General features: G+C 70.0%; 13 protein-coding genes. 1 reads left to right on the top strand and 12 read right to left on the bottom strand.

The genetic code is table 11. The annotated features are described in order from the left end of the window. Positions 1-86: 86 nt before the first annotated feature. Positions 87-803, top strand: coding sequence for a DUF2306 domain-containing protein (locus FE374_RS03590; protein ID WP_230978440.1), 717 nt, complete (start codon positions 87-89; stop codon positions 801-803). Here the strand turns inward: FE374_RS03590 and FE374_RS03585 are convergent. The 12 genes from FE374_RS03585 to FE374_RS03530 all read right to left on the bottom strand — a co-directional run bounded on the left by FE374_RS03585 (position 729) and on the right by FE374_RS03530 (position 15081). Next, positions 729-1391, bottom strand: coding sequence for a LutC/YkgG family protein (locus tag FE374_RS03585; protein ID WP_139927277.1), 663 nt, complete (start codon positions 1389-1391; stop codon positions 729-731). The genes FE374_RS03590 and FE374_RS03585 overlap by 75 nt on opposite strands. Continuing rightward, a complete protein-coding gene (locus FE374_RS03580) occupies positions 1388-2953 on the bottom strand; it encodes a lactate utilization protein B (RefSeq protein WP_139927276.1) in 1566 nt (521 codons plus the stop codon). The genes FE374_RS03585 and FE374_RS03580 overlap by 4 nt, the downstream gene beginning before the upstream one ends. Beyond that, positions 2950-3837 (bottom strand): (Fe-S)-binding protein, encoded by an 888-nt coding sequence (locus tag FE374_RS03575; protein WP_139927275.1) that lies wholly within the window; start codon positions 3835-3837, stop codon positions 2950-2952. Before FE374_RS03575 ends, FE374_RS03580 begins: the two co-directional genes overlap by 4 nt. A gap of 19 nt (positions 3838-3856) precedes the next feature. Continuing rightward, positions 3857-4930, bottom strand: coding sequence for an NAD-dependent epimerase/dehydratase family protein (locus FE374_RS03570; protein ID WP_168205574.1), 1074 nt, complete (start codon positions 4928-4930; stop codon positions 3857-3859). An 85-nt stretch (positions 4931-5015) separates the two neighbouring features. Then, entirely contained in the window at positions 5016-6272 is a 1257-nt protein-coding gene (locus FE374_RS03565; protein WP_139927273.1) for a ribulose-bisphosphate carboxylase large subunit family protein, read from the bottom strand. Further along, positions 6269-8107, bottom strand: a complete 1839-nt coding sequence (locus tag FE374_RS03560) for a hypothetical protein (protein ID WP_139927272.1) — start codon at positions 8105-8107, stop codon at positions 6269-6271. Before FE374_RS03560 ends, FE374_RS03565 begins: the two co-directional genes overlap by 4 nt. A 10-nt stretch (positions 8108-8117) precedes the next feature. Next, positions 8118-8966, bottom strand: a complete 849-nt coding sequence (locus tag FE374_RS03555; RefSeq protein WP_139927271.1) for a phosphogluconate dehydrogenase C-terminal domain-containing protein — start codon at positions 8964-8966, stop codon at positions 8118-8120. 14 nt (positions 8967-8980) lie between these two features. Continuing rightward, positions 8981-10342 carry a four-carbon acid sugar kinase family protein gene (locus tag FE374_RS03550; protein WP_139927270.1) on the bottom strand — a complete coding sequence of 454 codons (1362 nt, stop codon included), beginning with the start codon at positions 10340-10342 and terminating at the stop codon, positions 8981-8983. Further along, positions 10339-11319: an ABC transporter permease gene (locus FE374_RS03545; RefSeq protein ID WP_168205573.1), complete on the bottom strand. Its 981-nt coding sequence runs from the start codon at positions 11317-11319 to the stop codon at positions 10339-10341. Before FE374_RS03545 ends, FE374_RS03550 begins: the two co-directional genes overlap by 4 nt. Positions 11320-11330: 11 nt before the next feature. After that, the gene (locus FE374_RS03540) at positions 11331-12854 is read right to left on the bottom strand and encodes a sugar ABC transporter ATP-binding protein (RefSeq protein ID WP_139927268.1); all 1524 of its coding nucleotides are present in this window, start codon (positions 12852-12854) and stop codon (positions 11331-11333) included. Continuing rightward, positions 12851-13936: an ABC transporter permease gene (locus FE374_RS03535; protein WP_139927267.1), complete on the bottom strand. Its 1086-nt coding sequence runs from the start codon at positions 13934-13936 to the stop codon at positions 12851-12853. Before FE374_RS03535 ends, FE374_RS03540 begins: the two co-directional genes overlap by 4 nt. A gap of 65 nt (positions 13937-14001) precedes the next feature. Continuing rightward, a complete protein-coding gene (locus tag FE374_RS03530; RefSeq protein WP_223173633.1) occupies positions 14002-15081 on the bottom strand; it encodes a sugar ABC transporter substrate-binding protein in 1080 nt (359 codons plus the stop codon). Positions 15082-15302 lie beyond the last annotated feature (221 nt).

The raw sequence follows: 15302 nt of genomic DNA, 5'->3' as shown, positions 1-15302 counted from the left end.
CCCCACGCCGGCCCGGATCAGTCGTGCAGCCAATGACGACCGAGGCGACCCGCCGTCGAACGAGGCACGAACCTGCGCTCTGGCGTGTGCCCACCGGGCTGGTACTGCTCAGCCTCATCCCGATACTGGGCGGGGCTGTGCGTCTCACCGAGCTGGCGGGCGGTGCGGAGGTCACACCGCAGAACGAGCGGTTCTTCGATTCCCCTCTCCCGCTGTCCTTTCACATCCTCAGTGTCACCGTGTACTCGCTGCTCGGCGCGTTCCAGTTCGTCCCCTCGCTGCGTGGCCGGGGCTGGCACCGGGTCGCTGGACGCGTTCTCGTGCCCGCCGGGCTGGTCGCCGCGCTTTCCGGCCTATGGATGGCGGTCCTCTACAACCACCCGGCACATAGCGGTGTCATCATGCTTGTTCCGCGGCTGATCATCGGCTCATCAATGGTGCTGAGCATCGCCCTCGGTGTCTTCTACGTCGTCCGGCGTCGCGACCTCGTCCGACACAGTGCGTGGATGACCCGTGCCTACGCAATTGGCGCAGCCGCCGGCACCGAGGCTCTCATCATCATCGGACCCGAGATTCTTGCCAGACCGCCAAATACCACGTTCCAGGCGGCGATCACGGTAGCGGCGTGGATCATCAACGTCGCCGTGGCCGAGCACGTCATCCACCGCCGTGGTCACGTGCGTTCCCGCTCTGGACCGGAACAGCCGGCAACTTGTTCAGTGGAGTCGTCAACGGCTTCCTTCGAGCCCAACGATAACGACGTCAAGGGTGCGCGGGCCGTGGACCCCCTCGACGCGCTGTAGCTCGATGTCGCTGGTGGCAGAGGGGCCCGCGATCCAGGTCAGCGGTCGGGCGGGGTGGGCGCCAAGGATTGCGATCGCCTCGGGCACGGTGGCCACAACCTGCTGGGCCGCGACAACGCACACGTGCCGGTCCGGCACCAGCGTGAGGACGCGGCGCCCCTGGTCCGGCTCGCCGTCGAGGACGATCGTGCCGGTCTCGGCGATCGCCACCCGAGCTCCGGTGAGCACGGCGCCGACGCCGTCGAGCTCGGTGTTGGTCAGCGGGGCGTCCGGGCTGTCGGTGCGCACCGTGGCGCCGCCCGGGAGCCCGGCGAGCCAGGCCGCGGGCAGGGCAGGTGGGACGACGACGGACCCGGCGTCGGCGAGCAGGGCGGCGAGGGTGGGCGCGAGGTCGGCCTCCGTGCACCGGCGCACCCGGGCGCGGTAGTCCTCGAGCCGGTCAACGAGCCCGTCCACCGCCTCCACAGAGCCGGGGGCGAGGTCCGACCTTGAGCGGTACGCGCGCGGCACGGGCGACAGCGGGGCGGCCGGCGTGCGGCCGAGGGCGTCGCGGATGCGGGCCAGGACGGCCTCGCGGGCGTCGCTCATGACTCCCCCGCGCCACGTCCCCCGTTCTCCCCGCCGCCGTCCCCTCTGGGCTTGCGGGCCTTCTCGTGCGAGGCCCACCAGGACCGGAACGTCTCGTGCGGCGGGGCGGGCAGGTCGCGGCTGTCGGTCCACAGCGAGCCCGGGAAGGGCAGGTGCCCGATCCGCCCGTCCCCGGCGAGCAGCCGACCGGCCCGGGCGGTGGCGGCCGCCGGACCGAAGCGGCGTCCGGAGGCCATCAGGGCCGAGGTGGCGCCCATCGCGGCCTGCCAGCCGGTGGGCAGCGCCCGCCGCTGCTGAGCCTCGTTGACCCGGTTGCGCAGGTGGACGAGCACGGTCGGGATGTCGATCTTGACCGGGCAAGCCTCGAAGCACGCCCCGCACAGCGAGGACGCGAACGGCAGCGACGCCGTCGGGTCATGGAGATCCAGCGGCCCGGGTGCGGTGCCGGTCCCGCGCAGCAGCGGGGTGAGGATCGCCCCGATGGGACCGGGGTAGACCGACCCGTAGGCGTGCCCGCCGGCGTGCTCGTAGACCGGGCAGACGTTCAGGCAGGCCGAACAGCGGATGCAGTGGAGGGCCTGCCGGCCGACGTCGTCGGCGAGCGCCTTGGTGCGGCCGTTGTCCAGGAGCACCAGGTGGAATTGCTGCGGCCCGTCCCCGGGGGTGATCCCCGACCACATGGTCGTGTACGGGTTCATCCGCTCCCCGGTGGACGAGCGCGGCAGCAGCTGGGCGAAGACCTCGATGTCCTGGAACCGGGGCAGCACCTTCTCGATGCCCATGACGGTGATGAGGGTGTCGGGAAGGGTGAGGCACATCCGCCCGTTGCCCTCCGACTCGAACACCGCCACGGTGCCGGTCTCGGCCACCGCGAGGTTGGCCCCGGAGACCGCGACCTTGGCGGTGAGGAACTTTGCCCGCAGGTGCGCCCGCGCGGCCATCGCCAACGCTCGCGGGTCGTCCGTCAGGTCCGACGGCGCGTCGTCCATGTGCTCGGCGAAGATCTGCCGGATCTCCGCGCGGTTGCGGTGGATTGCCGGGACGAGGATGTGGGACGGCATGTCCCCGGCGAGCTGGACGATCAGCTCGGCGAGGTCGGTCTCGGTGGCCGTGATCCCGTGCGCTGCAAGGTGCTCGTTCAGGCCGATCTCCTGCGTGGCCATCGACTTGACCTTGACCACCTCCGTCTCGCCGGTCGTCCTCACCAGGTCGGTGACGACCCGGTTCGCCTCGGCGGCGTCGCGGGCCCAGTGCACCACCCCGCCCCGCGCGGTCACCTGCTCCTCGAGCTCGACCAGCAGCTCGGGCAGGCGCGCCATCGCCTCGGCCTTGATGGCCGCGCCGGCGTCGCGCAGCGCCTCCCAGTCGGGCAGCTCCGCCGTCACTCGCAGCCGCTTCTCCCGGATAGTCCGGGTGGCGTGGCCGAGGTTGGCCCGCATCTGCGGGTTTCCCAGCGTCTCGCGGGCGGCGTCGGGGAACGTCGCCCCCCACCGCAGCGGGTTCTCCGGGTGCTGGGACGGAAGCGGCCGCACCGCCGGCATACCCAGGAAGGTGGCGCTCATTGGGATCCCTCCGGGCGGTTCTCCGGCGCGGGGTCGCCGACCGCCGCCGTCGTTCCCGCCGTGCATTCGGGTGGGCCCTCGTGACCGGACGGGCCCTGCCGGGCCCGGTCTGCCGGCAGCACGGTCGGAGTCCATGGCTCCTCGCGGGTGGCGGCGAGGATCTCGGCCAGGTGGGCGACGTGCACGCCCGTGCGCGCTCGGGAGAGGGCGCCGGCGATATTCATGAGGCACGAGTAGTCGCCCGCAGTCAGCACTTCCGCGCCGGTGGCGACGACGTTGCGGACCTTCTCGAAGACCATCGCGGTGGACGTCTCGGCGTTCTTGAGCGAGAACGTGCCGCCGAAGCCACAGCACGACGCCGCCTCGGGAAGCTCGGCGAGGTCGATGCCGGCGACGGCGCGCAGCAGGCGCAGCGGCCGGTCGCCCACCTTGAGTAGTCGCAGGGAGTGGCAGGTGGGGTGGTAGGTGACCCGGTGGGGGAACCAGGCACCGACGTCGGTGACGCCGAGAACATCGACGACCAGCTCGGAGAGCTCGTAGGTCCGCTCCGCCACCAGCGACGCGGCCCGGGCCAGTACTCGGTCGCCCTCCCGCTCGGCGACCATGGCCTGCTGGTGGCGCGCCGAGCCCACACAGGAGCCGGACGGCGCCACGATGGCGTCCCACTCGCCGTCCAGCACCGGGGCGAACGTCTCGACGTGGTTGCGGATCACTGGCAGCGCCTGGGCGTAGTAGCCGGTGTTGACATGCATCTGCCCGCAGCAGGCTTGGCCGGTTGGGAAGGCAACCTCGTGGCCGAGCCGCTCAAGCAGCCGCACGGTCGCCGCCGCGGCCTGCGGGAACATCGCATCGTTCAGGCAGGTCGCGAACAGTGCTACGCGCATGGTGGCCTCGTCAATCTCTTCACATCTGTGGCTCGTTCAGCAGGTGGCTGAACGACCTGGAGTTCCCGAACCTGGCCCCCTCAGTCAGCTTCCGCTCCGCCGGTCCGCTCCGGGCGGAGGTGAACGAGCGGTAGTGGTCCGCGTACGCCACCAGCGCGTCCTCGAGGCTCGAGAAGGTTGGCCGCACCCGGAGCTGCTCCCGCACGGGCTCGATGTCGATGACCCCGCGGTACCGACTCTCGATCCCGGTGGGATCGAGCGGCTCGTCACTCACACGTAGGCGCGCTTGCGGAAACGCCGCCCACATGGCATCGAGCAACGTATGCCCGTCGGTCAGGGGCCGGCCCGTCGCTGCGTAGAACACGCGGTCGGCAACGTCGTCCTCGACGGCGACAGCAGCGAAGATCGCCGCGGCATCCTGGACGGGTGTGTAGTCCCGGGGTGGCGCGTGGACGGCAACGGTGACCTCTTCGCCGCGCACGACGCCTTCGACGAGCGGTTTGATGCCGATCGGCCATTGCATGCCGAAGCCGAAGACGGCGCTCGCGCGGACCACCCGGAAGTCCAGACCGAAGGAATCGGCGTAGGTGAGACCAAATACCTCCGACGCCGCCTTCGCGGCCCCGTAAAAGCCACCGGAGGGGCCCTCGGTGTGCGTCACGAGAGGGTGCGCGGCGTCGATCGGCTGGTAGCGGATTGCCGGTAGCACCGCCACCGACGAGGCGAAGACGACACGAGCGACGCCGTAGTCGCGGCAGGCGTCGAGCACATCGACGGTCTGCAGGAAGTTCTGCCGGATAGCACGCCGGGGATCTTGCCTGAGCGCGACCGGGTTGACGTAGGCGTCGAGGTGGATCACCACGTCCGGCTTGTGAGTTCTCACCACCTTCCGGAGGACGGTCGCGTGGTGGCTGTCGGCCTGGATGAGCGGCGGGTCGAACTGGCCGAGAACAAAGCGCGACTCCGGGCGATGCTCGTACCGGCTGGTGCCGATGACGTCGTGGCCCTGTTCGACCAACAGGCGCTGGGTCCACGAGGCGATGAACCCGCTAGCACCCGTGACGAGCACACGCTTCTCGTGCGTGGATGGCATAGAGAGACCTCCGGTACATGGTGACGGTATCGCCTCGGTAGATGTCGCGGGATGGCCCAGGAGGACGGCAGGCGCGTCCTTGCCATCAGGAAAGTTCATGCCGGTTCCGGAACGTGGCGAGTGCCGTCGCCAGCTCGGGGTGGGTGCTGGCGTGCTCGTCCAGGTCGACCCCACCGAGAGCGGCATCCCACGCCTGGCGAATGCTCGCGACGCCAGCGGCCACGCCGTCGGGGTGGGCCAGGATCCCGCCGCCGCAGATGTACATGAGGTCGGTGGACCCCAAGGCCTGATAGGTGTCAGCGACCTGCTCGGCGCTCTGCGCGGAGGAGAAGACCGGCATCACGGGCGGCCCGCCGTTGATCGGAGCGAGCACGGCCCTGGCAGAAGCAAGGACGGAGTCGTCAGGCTCCCAGAACTTGTTCCGCAAACCGTTGACGTGGAGGTGGTCGGCCCCGGCGAGACGCCACAGCTGCTGCCAGACGTCGTAGGAGTACCCGAGCATCGGGTCCCGCGTCAGGGCCCCCCAGCCATTGCGGTGCGCGTGGATCGGCAGGGCGCTGTGCTGACGGACCGCCCGCAGCCCCGCGATCCCGACCGCGTTGACGCTGACCATGACGCAGTTGCCGCCCATCTCGGCGACCCTGTCGACGTTGGCGAGCATCTCGTCGATCTCGCCGGTGACGTTGACCGCGTAGAGAGGCATGCGACCCGTCTCCGACGCTGCGTCGTCGAGCGCGGCGAGCACGGCGGCCAGCCTGGGCTCGAGCGGCGAGTGCGGCGAGTTCGCCATGAGCTCGTCATCCTTGATGAAGTCGAGCCCCGCGCGGGAGAGTGCACCGGCGAGCACACCGGTCTCCTCCGGTGTGAGCCCCACACTGGGCTTGATGATCGTGCCGATGATCGGCCGCTCCCACACGTCCGCGATCCGGCGGGTGCCGTCGATGGCGAACTGCGGACCCGGGTGGGCCCGGCTGAGCTCTGCCGGCAGACCCAGGGCCTCCAGGCGGATGCCGGAGAGCTGCTGAAGCTCGAACAGGTTCCCGGCCACGGTGGCGAGCAGGTTGGGCAGGGAAGTCCCGACGTTCTCCAGCGGCCAGGACAGCTCGACCTCGGCGCGGTGAAATGGGGAGCCACCGCGGCTACCCGGCAGGGCGGGCTCGTCGTGCTCGTCCAGCTCGACGACGTCCTCGACCCGGGCCGCATGCCGGCGATGGATCTCCGGTGTTTCGCCGGGGACGGCGATGAACGTGCCGGTCGACTGTTCGCCCGCCATGGCCGCTGCGGCGCGTGCCGGCGAGGCGGGCGTCTCGATGAGGTAGCGGGCGCGGATGCGGTCGGTCACGGGAGCTCCTCGAGATGTGCGGATGGCGCGCCTGGCAGATCGGCGACGGCGTAACCGTGCGGCAGCAGGATGACGCTGACGCCGGCTGGCTCGATCCGGACATCGACGGTGTCGGTCGAGCGGTTGGCCAGCAGAACGGTCGTGGTCGGCGGCGCCGTCGTGGTGGAACGCCCGTCCCCGTCACGCCGGGAGGTGAGCGCCACCACAGCCAGGCGAGTGTCGTCGGTCTTGCAGGTCAGGGCGCCGGTGCCGGCGGTCACCGCGCGGACCACCTCGAACGCGGGGCTGCGACGACCGCCGGGCCGGTCCACGAGTCCGCGCGGTCCGCTCAGCTCGAAGACGGTGACCTCCTGTGCACCGGCGGCGATGAGAGAGGCGAGCGTGGCGATCAGCCAAGTGGCCGCAAACGCAGCGTGCTGACGCTCGTCCACCGAGCCGTCGTCACGGCCGGTCCGGTCGATCGCCACACCCGCCCGGTAGATGTTCCGGCGCGGCCGTAGGCTCACCGGCCCGACAGCGACCGGTCCACCGACGAAGGAGCGCGCGGTGGCGAGCATGACGGGCACCGCCTCGACTGTCTCGAGGACCGCCGCGGAACGGATGTCGTGCACTCCCGGGTTGAGGCTGAAGACGGCTGCCGACGCCTCGAAGTCGTCCAGGGACAGGCGGTTCCGGTTGAGCTCGGCGAAGTTGTCGTCCGTGCCCACGAGAATTAAGACGGCGCCGAGCGCCGTGCCGAGGACACCGCGAACGGCGTCAATCGCGCGGGTGGTGGTGGACGGCGCGGTGGCGTCGAAGACTGCCACGCTCGCGACGTCGACCCCGGCCAGGCGTTGTCGAAGGTCGCCGAGCGCGCGGGCCGGGTCGGTATCGACGTGGACCGCGACCTGCAACGGGATGCCCGCGCGCCCCGCGGCCGTGAGGACCTCACCACCGCGAAGGGCGCCGGGGCCGGCATGAACGTCGACCCGGAGGTGATGCGGTCTCAAGGCGGCGATCTCGGCCCCCAGGAGCGCGGGGTTGTCCTCCGGTCCGACGGTCACCCCCACGTGGGGCAGCCTGGCGGGTACGTCGTCAACGACGACGGTCGCCGTGGCTGGGTACGGCTGTGTCGAAGCCGAGCTGGCGGGCCATGGTGAGAAGGCACCCGGAGCCGCGGCGGTGAGCCGGACCGCCTGGGCGGTCTCGTCGCCCGCCTGCCAGTGCACCGGACAGGGCTGTGCCAAGGGCCGGGAGTAGGTCTTGAACGACGCGTCGGACCAGTTGCGCTGGTCCTCGGTCTCGAAGGTGTCACCCCGGAATCGGATGGTGACGTCCCCGTGCGGGGTGTGCTCGACGAACCCGGCGACACCCACGAAGGGCTGATGTGGGACGACGTCGGCCGGGAACCGGCTCTCGGTCACGACGACGTCACCCTCTTGGCCCTGGACCCAGGCGTCGTCGACCCGCAAGACGCCGACCGGCCGCCCGGCAGGCTCGAGGGGGTGCAGCGCGACGAAACCGATGCGGTTCGAGTCGAACGCGGTTCGCGCCCGCCCGTCGAAGCGGTACTCCAGGCCCTCCGGCCCGCCGACCACGTGCCCGTCCCAGACGAAGTCCACCGGCCCGTAGACGTGCTCGCCCGCGAGCCGCACGTCGAAGCCGTCATCAGTGTGGTGCGGCGCGACCGTCACCGTGCCGGGCACCGTTCCCCACGCCTCGTCACGGACGACGACCATGAGTGCCTTGAGCACGAGATGGCCGCCGAACCTGATGTCCGCCAGCACCCCGTCCGGGTTCAACGTCGCCGTCCATGCTCCGGCGACAAGGTTCAGCGGGCCGCCTCGCTCTGTCACAGCTGATCCCTCAGTGCGTCAGCGACTGCGCACCGACGATCTCGGCGATGCTCGCGTCGATGACGTCGGAGTCGAAGACCCGCTTCCAGTCGTCCTTGAACAGGATGCTGCGCGCCCCGGCGATGGCCTTGAGTGCACCATCCGAGAACGGCGAGTCGATCTCGCCGAAGATGATGGCGAGCTCGATGCCGATGTGACCGAGGATGAACGCGCGCGCGGCGTCCGCCGGGACGCCGCGGCGCACCGCCTCGTCCATCGCCTCGCGGATGATCGTGATGCAGGTGGCGGCCGTGGTCTCGGCCAGCACCGGCTCGAGGAGCGCCATGTGTTCGACCGTGATCCGGTGCGCGTTGACGACCGGGGCGAAGAACGCGCGGATGACCTGCTCGGCGCGCTCGTAGTCGGCGTCGGTGCCAGAGATCAGCGCGATGACCACGTCCTGCCGTCCCGCAACGCCGCCGAAGTAGTCCGTCTGCGCCTCCGGCGTCGTCTCCGCGCGGTTGAACACCGACGGGTGGCACGGGTGGGTCGCGACGAAGCTGATGTCCTCGCGTGTTGCTACCTGCCCCGCATACGGCGCGGCGGCGTCGAGCACGATGAGGGTGGCGCCGGCCTTCATCCGCGGTATGAGGTCGGCGGAGACCTGCCCGATGGCGTTGTCCGGCACCGCGAGGACGACGACGTCGGCACGGGGCACGGCCTCGTCGGCGGGGACGGCGGTGGCGCCCCGCTCGGCGAGCCGTGCCCGGCCCGCCTCACCCGGTTCGACGTGGAGGACCTCGTGGTCGGTCTTGGCGAGGTTGTCCCCGAGCCGAGTGCCCATCTTTCCCCCGGCGCCGATGAGAGCGATCGTGGTCATGTCAGTTCCCTTTCTTAGAGGTTGAGCAGACGCGAGGACGCGAGGGCGGCGATCCGGACGAAGTAGTCGGGCGTGCCGTTCTTCCCGCCCTTGAGGCAGATCTCGAGCCCGTCGAACCGGCCGTTCCGGCTCGTCGCCCGGCACAGCGGGGCGCCGGGGGCAAGCTGCCGGACGAGACGAAGCGTCTCGATACCCAGCGCGCGAGCGACGAAGCCCGAGGTGTCCCCGCCGGCGACGACGAGCCGTCGCACGTCGACCAGGAGGCCGAGCTCGCTGGCGATTCGCCCCAGTGCGGCGCCGAGCAGGTTGCCGTCGACATCGGACGTCCCGGACTTCGGCGGCGTCCGGACCAGGACGTGGCCGCCTCGGCGCCACGCGGCCGCCGCACGCTCGACGACGGCGGTCGCGTACGCGGCGGCGTCGGGGCCGGTCGCGGCTGCCGGATCGACCCGAACCTCGGCGAACCCGTTCTCGATCGCCAAGGCGACCTGTTCGTCCGTCTCACGGGCGCGGGATCCGGCGATCGCGAGCGTCTGGTCGACGTCGGCGGGCTCGTCCGGCTGCCCGACAGATGCCCGCCGACCCTCTGGCCAGGCCAGGTCGAGCGCGTACTCGACGCCGGAGGACCCGATCACCACAAGCGGTTGGCCGTCGGGTCGACCTTCGGCGAGACGGGTCAGCGTGCGGCCGACCTGCCGCTGCGTGGCGGCGTCGACCGTGTCGAAGTGGACGATCTGCGCGCCGGAGGCCAGGACCGCGTCGACCCGCTCGTCGACGGCGGCGTCGGGACCACCGAGGGCGCGAAGGTCGACGAGCGCGGTCGGCAGGTCGGTCTGGGCGGCGAGGTGGACCAGGAGGTCGCTCTCACTCATCGGGGTCACCGGGTGCCGGCTCATCACGGGATGCCGGTCGAGTCGGTGCACGTCCCTGCCGGCAGTGGCGAAGAGATGGCCGAACGCGGTATACCGGCCCAGCTGGGGCACGGCGACGAGGAGTGGCATGGGGTAGCCGGGGAAGATCCGCCGGAGGATCTCCGCTGCCCGGCCGATGCTGCCGATGTGCGGTGAGGAGTCGAACGTGGAACAGATCTTGTAGTGGAACAGCGGCGCCCGTAGGCCGGCGAGTCGGGTGAAGATGCCCGGCAGGGTTGCGTCCATCTCCTCTGGCGACATCGTCCGGCTGATCCCGGCGACACCGACCGCAAGCGCGTCTCGGTGCACGGCGACGAGCTCGGGAGTCGGGGCGTCGAGGAAGAGGACGGTCGGGATGCCGGCGAGGGTGAGCGCCTCCATCACGTCGGTTGAGCCGGTGAAGTCGTCGCCGTAGAAGGTCAGTGCGAGGCCGTGGTGACCGGTCGGCACGTCGGGCGGAGTCATGCCGCGGTCTCCATCCGGCTCGAGGTGATGTGTCTACGGCCGAGGCGCTCGAGACGCCCGGTCCGAGCGCTGTCGACGAACACGGCGAGGAGGATGATGGCGGCCTGCACCATCGGGGTGATGTAGAGGTCGACCTGCATGAACTGCAGACCGGTCTGGATGAGCTGGATGAGCAGCACGCCGACGACCGTGCCAGGAAACACGGAGCCCCGGCCGCCGAAGAGGCTGGTGCCGCCAAGGACCGCCGCGGCGATAGCGTCGAACTCGTCAGCGGTGCCGAACCCGGGGGCTGCGGTGCGTAGCTGTGTCATGGCGACGAACGCGGCGAGACCGGCCAGCGCGCCCGCGACCACATAGACCGTGAAGAGGATCCGCCGGACCGGGATGCCGGCCCGCTCCGCGGCCCGCCGGTCCTCCCCGGTGGCGAGGAGCTGCCGGCCGAACGGGGTGCGGGTGACGAGCACGTGGGCCAGGACGACGACGACCACGAATACCCACACGGGCAACGGGACGCCGAGGATCGGCTGGGCGCCCAGCTGCCCGATGACGTCGGGATAGTTCACCTCGCGCGATTCGGACAGCTCCAGCCCGAGGCCCCGGTACGCGGTGAGCATCGCTAGCGTCACGATGAAGGGCACGACCCGCAGAACCGAGATGGCGAAGCCGTTGAGCGCCCCGAACGTCAGACCGACCGCCATCGCCAGGACGGGCACGAGGAAGACCGGCAGCGCGTAGCTGTTGGCGACTTGGCCGACGACGACGGCGACGAGGTACATCATCGACCCCACCGACAGGTCGATGCCCGCGGTCATGAGGACGAGCGTCATGCCGACGGCGAGGATGCCGATATAGGCGGCGCTGCGTGCGACGTTGGTCAGGGTGTGGACGTCGAAGAACCTTGCGTCGGCGACCGAGAAGACGAGGAACACGACGACGAGCAGCAGCACCGGGGTGTTGTTGAGCGCGAGACTCCGCACAGATCGCACGGTCAGCCGACCTTTCCGGGAACGAGGGCCTCGCCAAACGCCGCCCCGAGGATGGCCCGGGAGTCGAAGTCCGCCTTGGCGAACTCCGCGACGAGACGGCCCTGGCGCATGACGCCGATGCGGTCGCACATGCCGAGGAGCTCGGGAAGCTCCGAGGAGATGGCGAGGATGCCTGCGCCGCGGTCGGCCAGGGCGAGGGCTGTGCGGTACACCTCGAACTGGGCGCCGACGTCGACGCCGCGGGTCGGCTCATCGAGGATGAGCAGGCTGGGCTCCGTCAGGAGCCACTTGGCCAGGACGACCTTCTGCTGGTTGCCACCCGAGAGTGAGCGCACCGGTGCCTCCCGGAGGCTGCTCGTCTTGATCCGCAGCTCCTCCGCGATGGCGGCGACGTCGCGTCGGAGCCGGCGTCGCTGGACGGGGGCGACGGGGTGACGGCTCCAGCGGCCCAGCGAGGGCAGCGCGGCGTTCGTGATCACCGGGAAGTCCATGAGAAGGCCGTCACCGCGCCGGTCCTCGGTCACGAGCGCGAGCCCGGCGGCGATCCGTTGACGCGGTGAGGTGGACCCGACGTCGGCGCCGTTGAGGGTGATCGTGCCGGCGTCAGCCGTCTCGAGCCCTGCGATGATGCGGGCTAGCTCGGTGCGCCCAGCGCCCATGAGCCCGAACAGACCCACGACCTCTCCGCGGTGCACCGTCAGCGAGACGTCGTCGACAAGCCCTGTCGCGCACACGCCGTCGAGCGTCAGCACCGGCTCGGACGTGGGTGCGCCGTCGCGGTCGGGGAATCTCTGGTCGAACCTGCGCCCGACCATGAGCGTGATGATCTCGCCGATCGGGGCGTCCGACGCGGCACGGACGTCGACGAGGTTTCCGTCGCGCATCACCGCGACCCGGTCGGAGAGTGCCTTGACGTCCTCGAGGATGTGCGAGACGTAAACGACGGACGTCCCGCTCGCCGTGAGGTCGGCGATGAGCTGGAAAAGGCGTTCGGTCTCCCGAGAGGTGAGCGACGTCGTCGGCTCGTCGAGGATGATCAGGCCCGGTTCGCCGACTGCGGCCTTGGCGATCTCGAGCATCTGCCGCTGGCCGGGGCTGAGCCGCTCGACCCGGGTGTCGGGGGAGAACGGGAGCGCCATGAGGTCCAGCGCCCGGCGCGACCGCTCACGGGCCGCGCGCCGATCGGTGAAGATGCCGGCACGTCGCGGGTAGTTCGTGAGGAAGATGTTGTCTGCGATGGAGAGGTTGGCAAAGAGATTGAGTTCCTGGTGCACGTGCGCGATGCCGCGCCGGGCTGCCTCGGCCGGCGAGCTGGGCGCGTAGGGCTCGCCGTCGACGAAGAGCTCACCCTCCGTCGGTTGCATAACCCCACCGACGACGTTCATCAGGGTCGACTTGCCGGCGCCGTTCTCACCGACGAGCCCGAGCACCTCGCCCGGAGCCACGGACAGGGAGATGTCCTTGTTGACCGGGACATTGAAGAAGTTGTGGGAGATCGAGCGTAGCTCGAGGCGTGGTGGGGTCATCGATCTGCTCCCGTGAGACGTGCCCGGGCGACGTCGAGCAGGGCGGCTGCGACGATGACGAGGCCCTTGACGATGAACACGACGGTGAACGGCAGGTTGAGGAGGTTCAGGCTGTTGGAGAGCACGACGAAGAAGACCGCACCGAGGAAGGCACCCAGGATCGTCCCCTTGCCGCCGAACAGCGACAGCCCGCCGATCACGGCGGCCCCGATGATGTCGAGGAGCATGTCGTCAGCGAGCGTGGGGCGGCCGGCCTGGAGCCGCGTCGAGTAGAGGATGCCGCCGACAGTCGCGAGCAGGCCGCTCAGGGCATATGCGATGACTACGGTGCGGTCGTGCGGCACGCCGGAGACGATCGAGGTCTGCCGGTTGGTGCCGGCCGCGTAGAGCCACGCCCCGAAGGGAGTGCGGGCGAGCAGATAGTGCGAGGCCAGCCCGACTACGACCGCGATCACCATGGCGTACGTGAACGGCCCACCGAGGCCCTTGTTCCCGATGGCGAGATATGCCTCGGGGAGGGACGCGACGTTCTCGCTGCGGGTCATCCACACGGCGACGGCACCAAGCAGCAGCATGGCGCCCAGCGTCACCATGAAGGGCGGCATGTGAAGACGCGCGACCGCCAGGCCATTGAGCGCGCCAAGGCCGAGACCCAGCACCAGCACGATGACGACCGCCGGGGCGACGCCGCCGTCGCGCAGGACGCCACCGCTCTCGCCGACCAACGAGCCCCAGAAGACGGTGTCGCCGAACAGCGCGGGGGAAAGGGACTGGGCGAGCAGCAGCGCCCCGAACGTGTTGGTGATGTTGGCAACCGCGGTCTGGGCCAGGTCGATGCCGCCCAGGATCAGGACGAACGCCTGTCCGATGACGATGATGGCGAGCGGCCAAAGATTGCTCAGAACGTTGAGCAGGTTGCGAGAGGTAAGCATCCCGTCCGCGAACTGGGAGACCACGACGACGTAGACCACGATGAGCGCGGCGACGAACCCCTCCCCGGCGAAGAACCGGCGGAACGCGTCGACGCGTTGACTGTCGGGCGGTCGTTCGATCACGCGCCGGCGGGCCTGGGCGATGGACAAAGTGGCTCCTTCCGGGGTCAGGGCCGCTCTGCGAGGGCTGCTCGCAGAGCGGCCGGTCGGTCAGGTCAGCTGCCGGGCGGGGTGATGACGCAGCCCCACATGTCCTGCTCCCGGTCGGCAAAGTTCGCCTGGGTCAGCGCGAAGCCCGCGTCGACGAGCTGCTCGTCGGGCTGCGTCTGACCGTCGGTGATCGCCTTGCCGAGCGCGGCGAGGAGCGACTCCGCCTCCAGGAACAGGTCTTGCACGCCGGTCGCGTCGACGTAGCCGTCCCGGATGAGGTTGCAGGCGCGGTTGTCACCATCGAGGCCACCCATGATGACGTGGCCCTCCTCGCCCGCCGGCTTCCACTTGCCGAGCGGCTCCAGCACGGCCTGGATCTGTGGGAACAGGAAGTCGCTGGACGTGAAGAGGACGTCGATGTCGGGGTTCGCCTGCATGGCGGCCTCGAGATTTGCCTGGCCCGTTGCGGCATCCCAATTGGTCTGCACCTCGATCGGCTCCGCGAAGAGGTCTGGGTTCGCGTCGATCGCGTCGAAGAAGCCGTTCCGCCGTTCGACGGCGTTCTGGTCGCTGAGGTTACCGACCATGATGAGCGGCTGAACCTTGCGACCGATCCCCTCGGCCTCGGCGGCGAGGTACTCGACCGTCTGGCGCGCGATGTCGCGGTTGTCCGCGACGGAGACCAGGGCGGCGCCGGTGTCGTCGGCCGGCGGGCGGTTGAAGATGCCGATGGGCACGTCCGCATCGTTGGCCTCACCGATGATGGTGAGCGCGCTCGAGCCGTCCTCGGGGATGACGACGATGCCGTCCACGCCTTGGGTGATGCAGTCGCGGACCTGCTCGAGCTGCTTGTTGGGATCCTCGTTGGAGTTGTGCTCGATGACGGTGGCTCCGCTCGCGCTCAGAGAGTCGTTGATCGACTTGATACCGGCGGCCCAGAACTCCGTCTCGCTGCCGGAGAACCCAAAGCAGATCTTCGTGCCGGTCAGGTCGGCGCCGACGTCGACCGCGACGTCCTGCGCCGTGGGCTCTGCGGCGGAACGGCCGGCGGTGGTGCCGCAGGCGGCCAGCGCCGTCGCTGCGGCGAGCATCATGGCGCCCACGAGGACGGGCTTGCGGGCAGGGTGCGCGCGTAGAAGTGACACGAGGCCTCCTTGACTCGTTGCTGCGACGTCGTGCCGCGACGCAGCGTGCCGGAACGACGGTTTGCCGCCGCCGCGCTGCGTGCCGCGTCCCTTTGTGACCCGCTGATCCCCTCGGCTGGCAGTGGAAGTTGGACGCGTTGCGGCACTTGGTATGCCAGACCATAGAACTAGTCCTGGCATCTGACAAGGGCGGATTATCGCTTGATGTGGACACTGATCGG

Source organism: Georgenia yuyongxinii (genome assembly GCF_006352065.1).
GTDB lineage: Bacteria > Actinomycetota > Actinomycetes > Actinomycetales > Actinomycetaceae > Georgenia > Georgenia yuyongxinii.
Note: the sequence above shows the minus strand (reverse complement) of the source record. Positions and strands in the feature narration are given on the sequence as shown.

Excerpts from the sequence above, each read along its gene's own strand:
- FE374_RS03555 (WP_139927271.1), bottom strand. The coding sequence starts at position 8,966 with ATGACCACGATCGCTCTCATCGGCGCCGGGGGAAAGATGGGCACTCGG.
- FE374_RS03540 (WP_139927268.1), bottom strand. The coding sequence starts at position 12,854 with ATGACCCCACCACGCCTCGAGCTACGCTCGATCTCCCACAACTTCTTC.
- FE374_RS03580 (WP_139927276.1), bottom strand. The coding sequence starts at position 2,953 with ATGAGCGCCACCTTCCTGGGTATGCCGGCGGTGCGGCCGCTTCCGTCC.
- FE374_RS03575 (WP_139927275.1), bottom strand. The coding sequence starts at position 3,837 with ATGCGCGTAGCACTGTTCGCGACCTGCCTGAACGATGCGATGTTCCCG.
- FE374_RS03570 (WP_168205574.1), bottom strand. The coding sequence starts at position 4,930 with ATGCCATCCACGCACGAGAAGCGTGTGCTCGTCACGGGTGCTAGCGGG.
- FE374_RS03550 (WP_139927270.1), bottom strand. The coding sequence starts at position 10,342 with ATGACTCCGCCCGACGTGCCGACCGGTCACCACGGCCTCGCACTGACC.
- FE374_RS03585 (WP_139927277.1), bottom strand. The coding sequence starts at position 1,391 with ATGAGCGACGCCCGCGAGGCCGTCCTGGCCCGCATCCGCGACGCCCTC.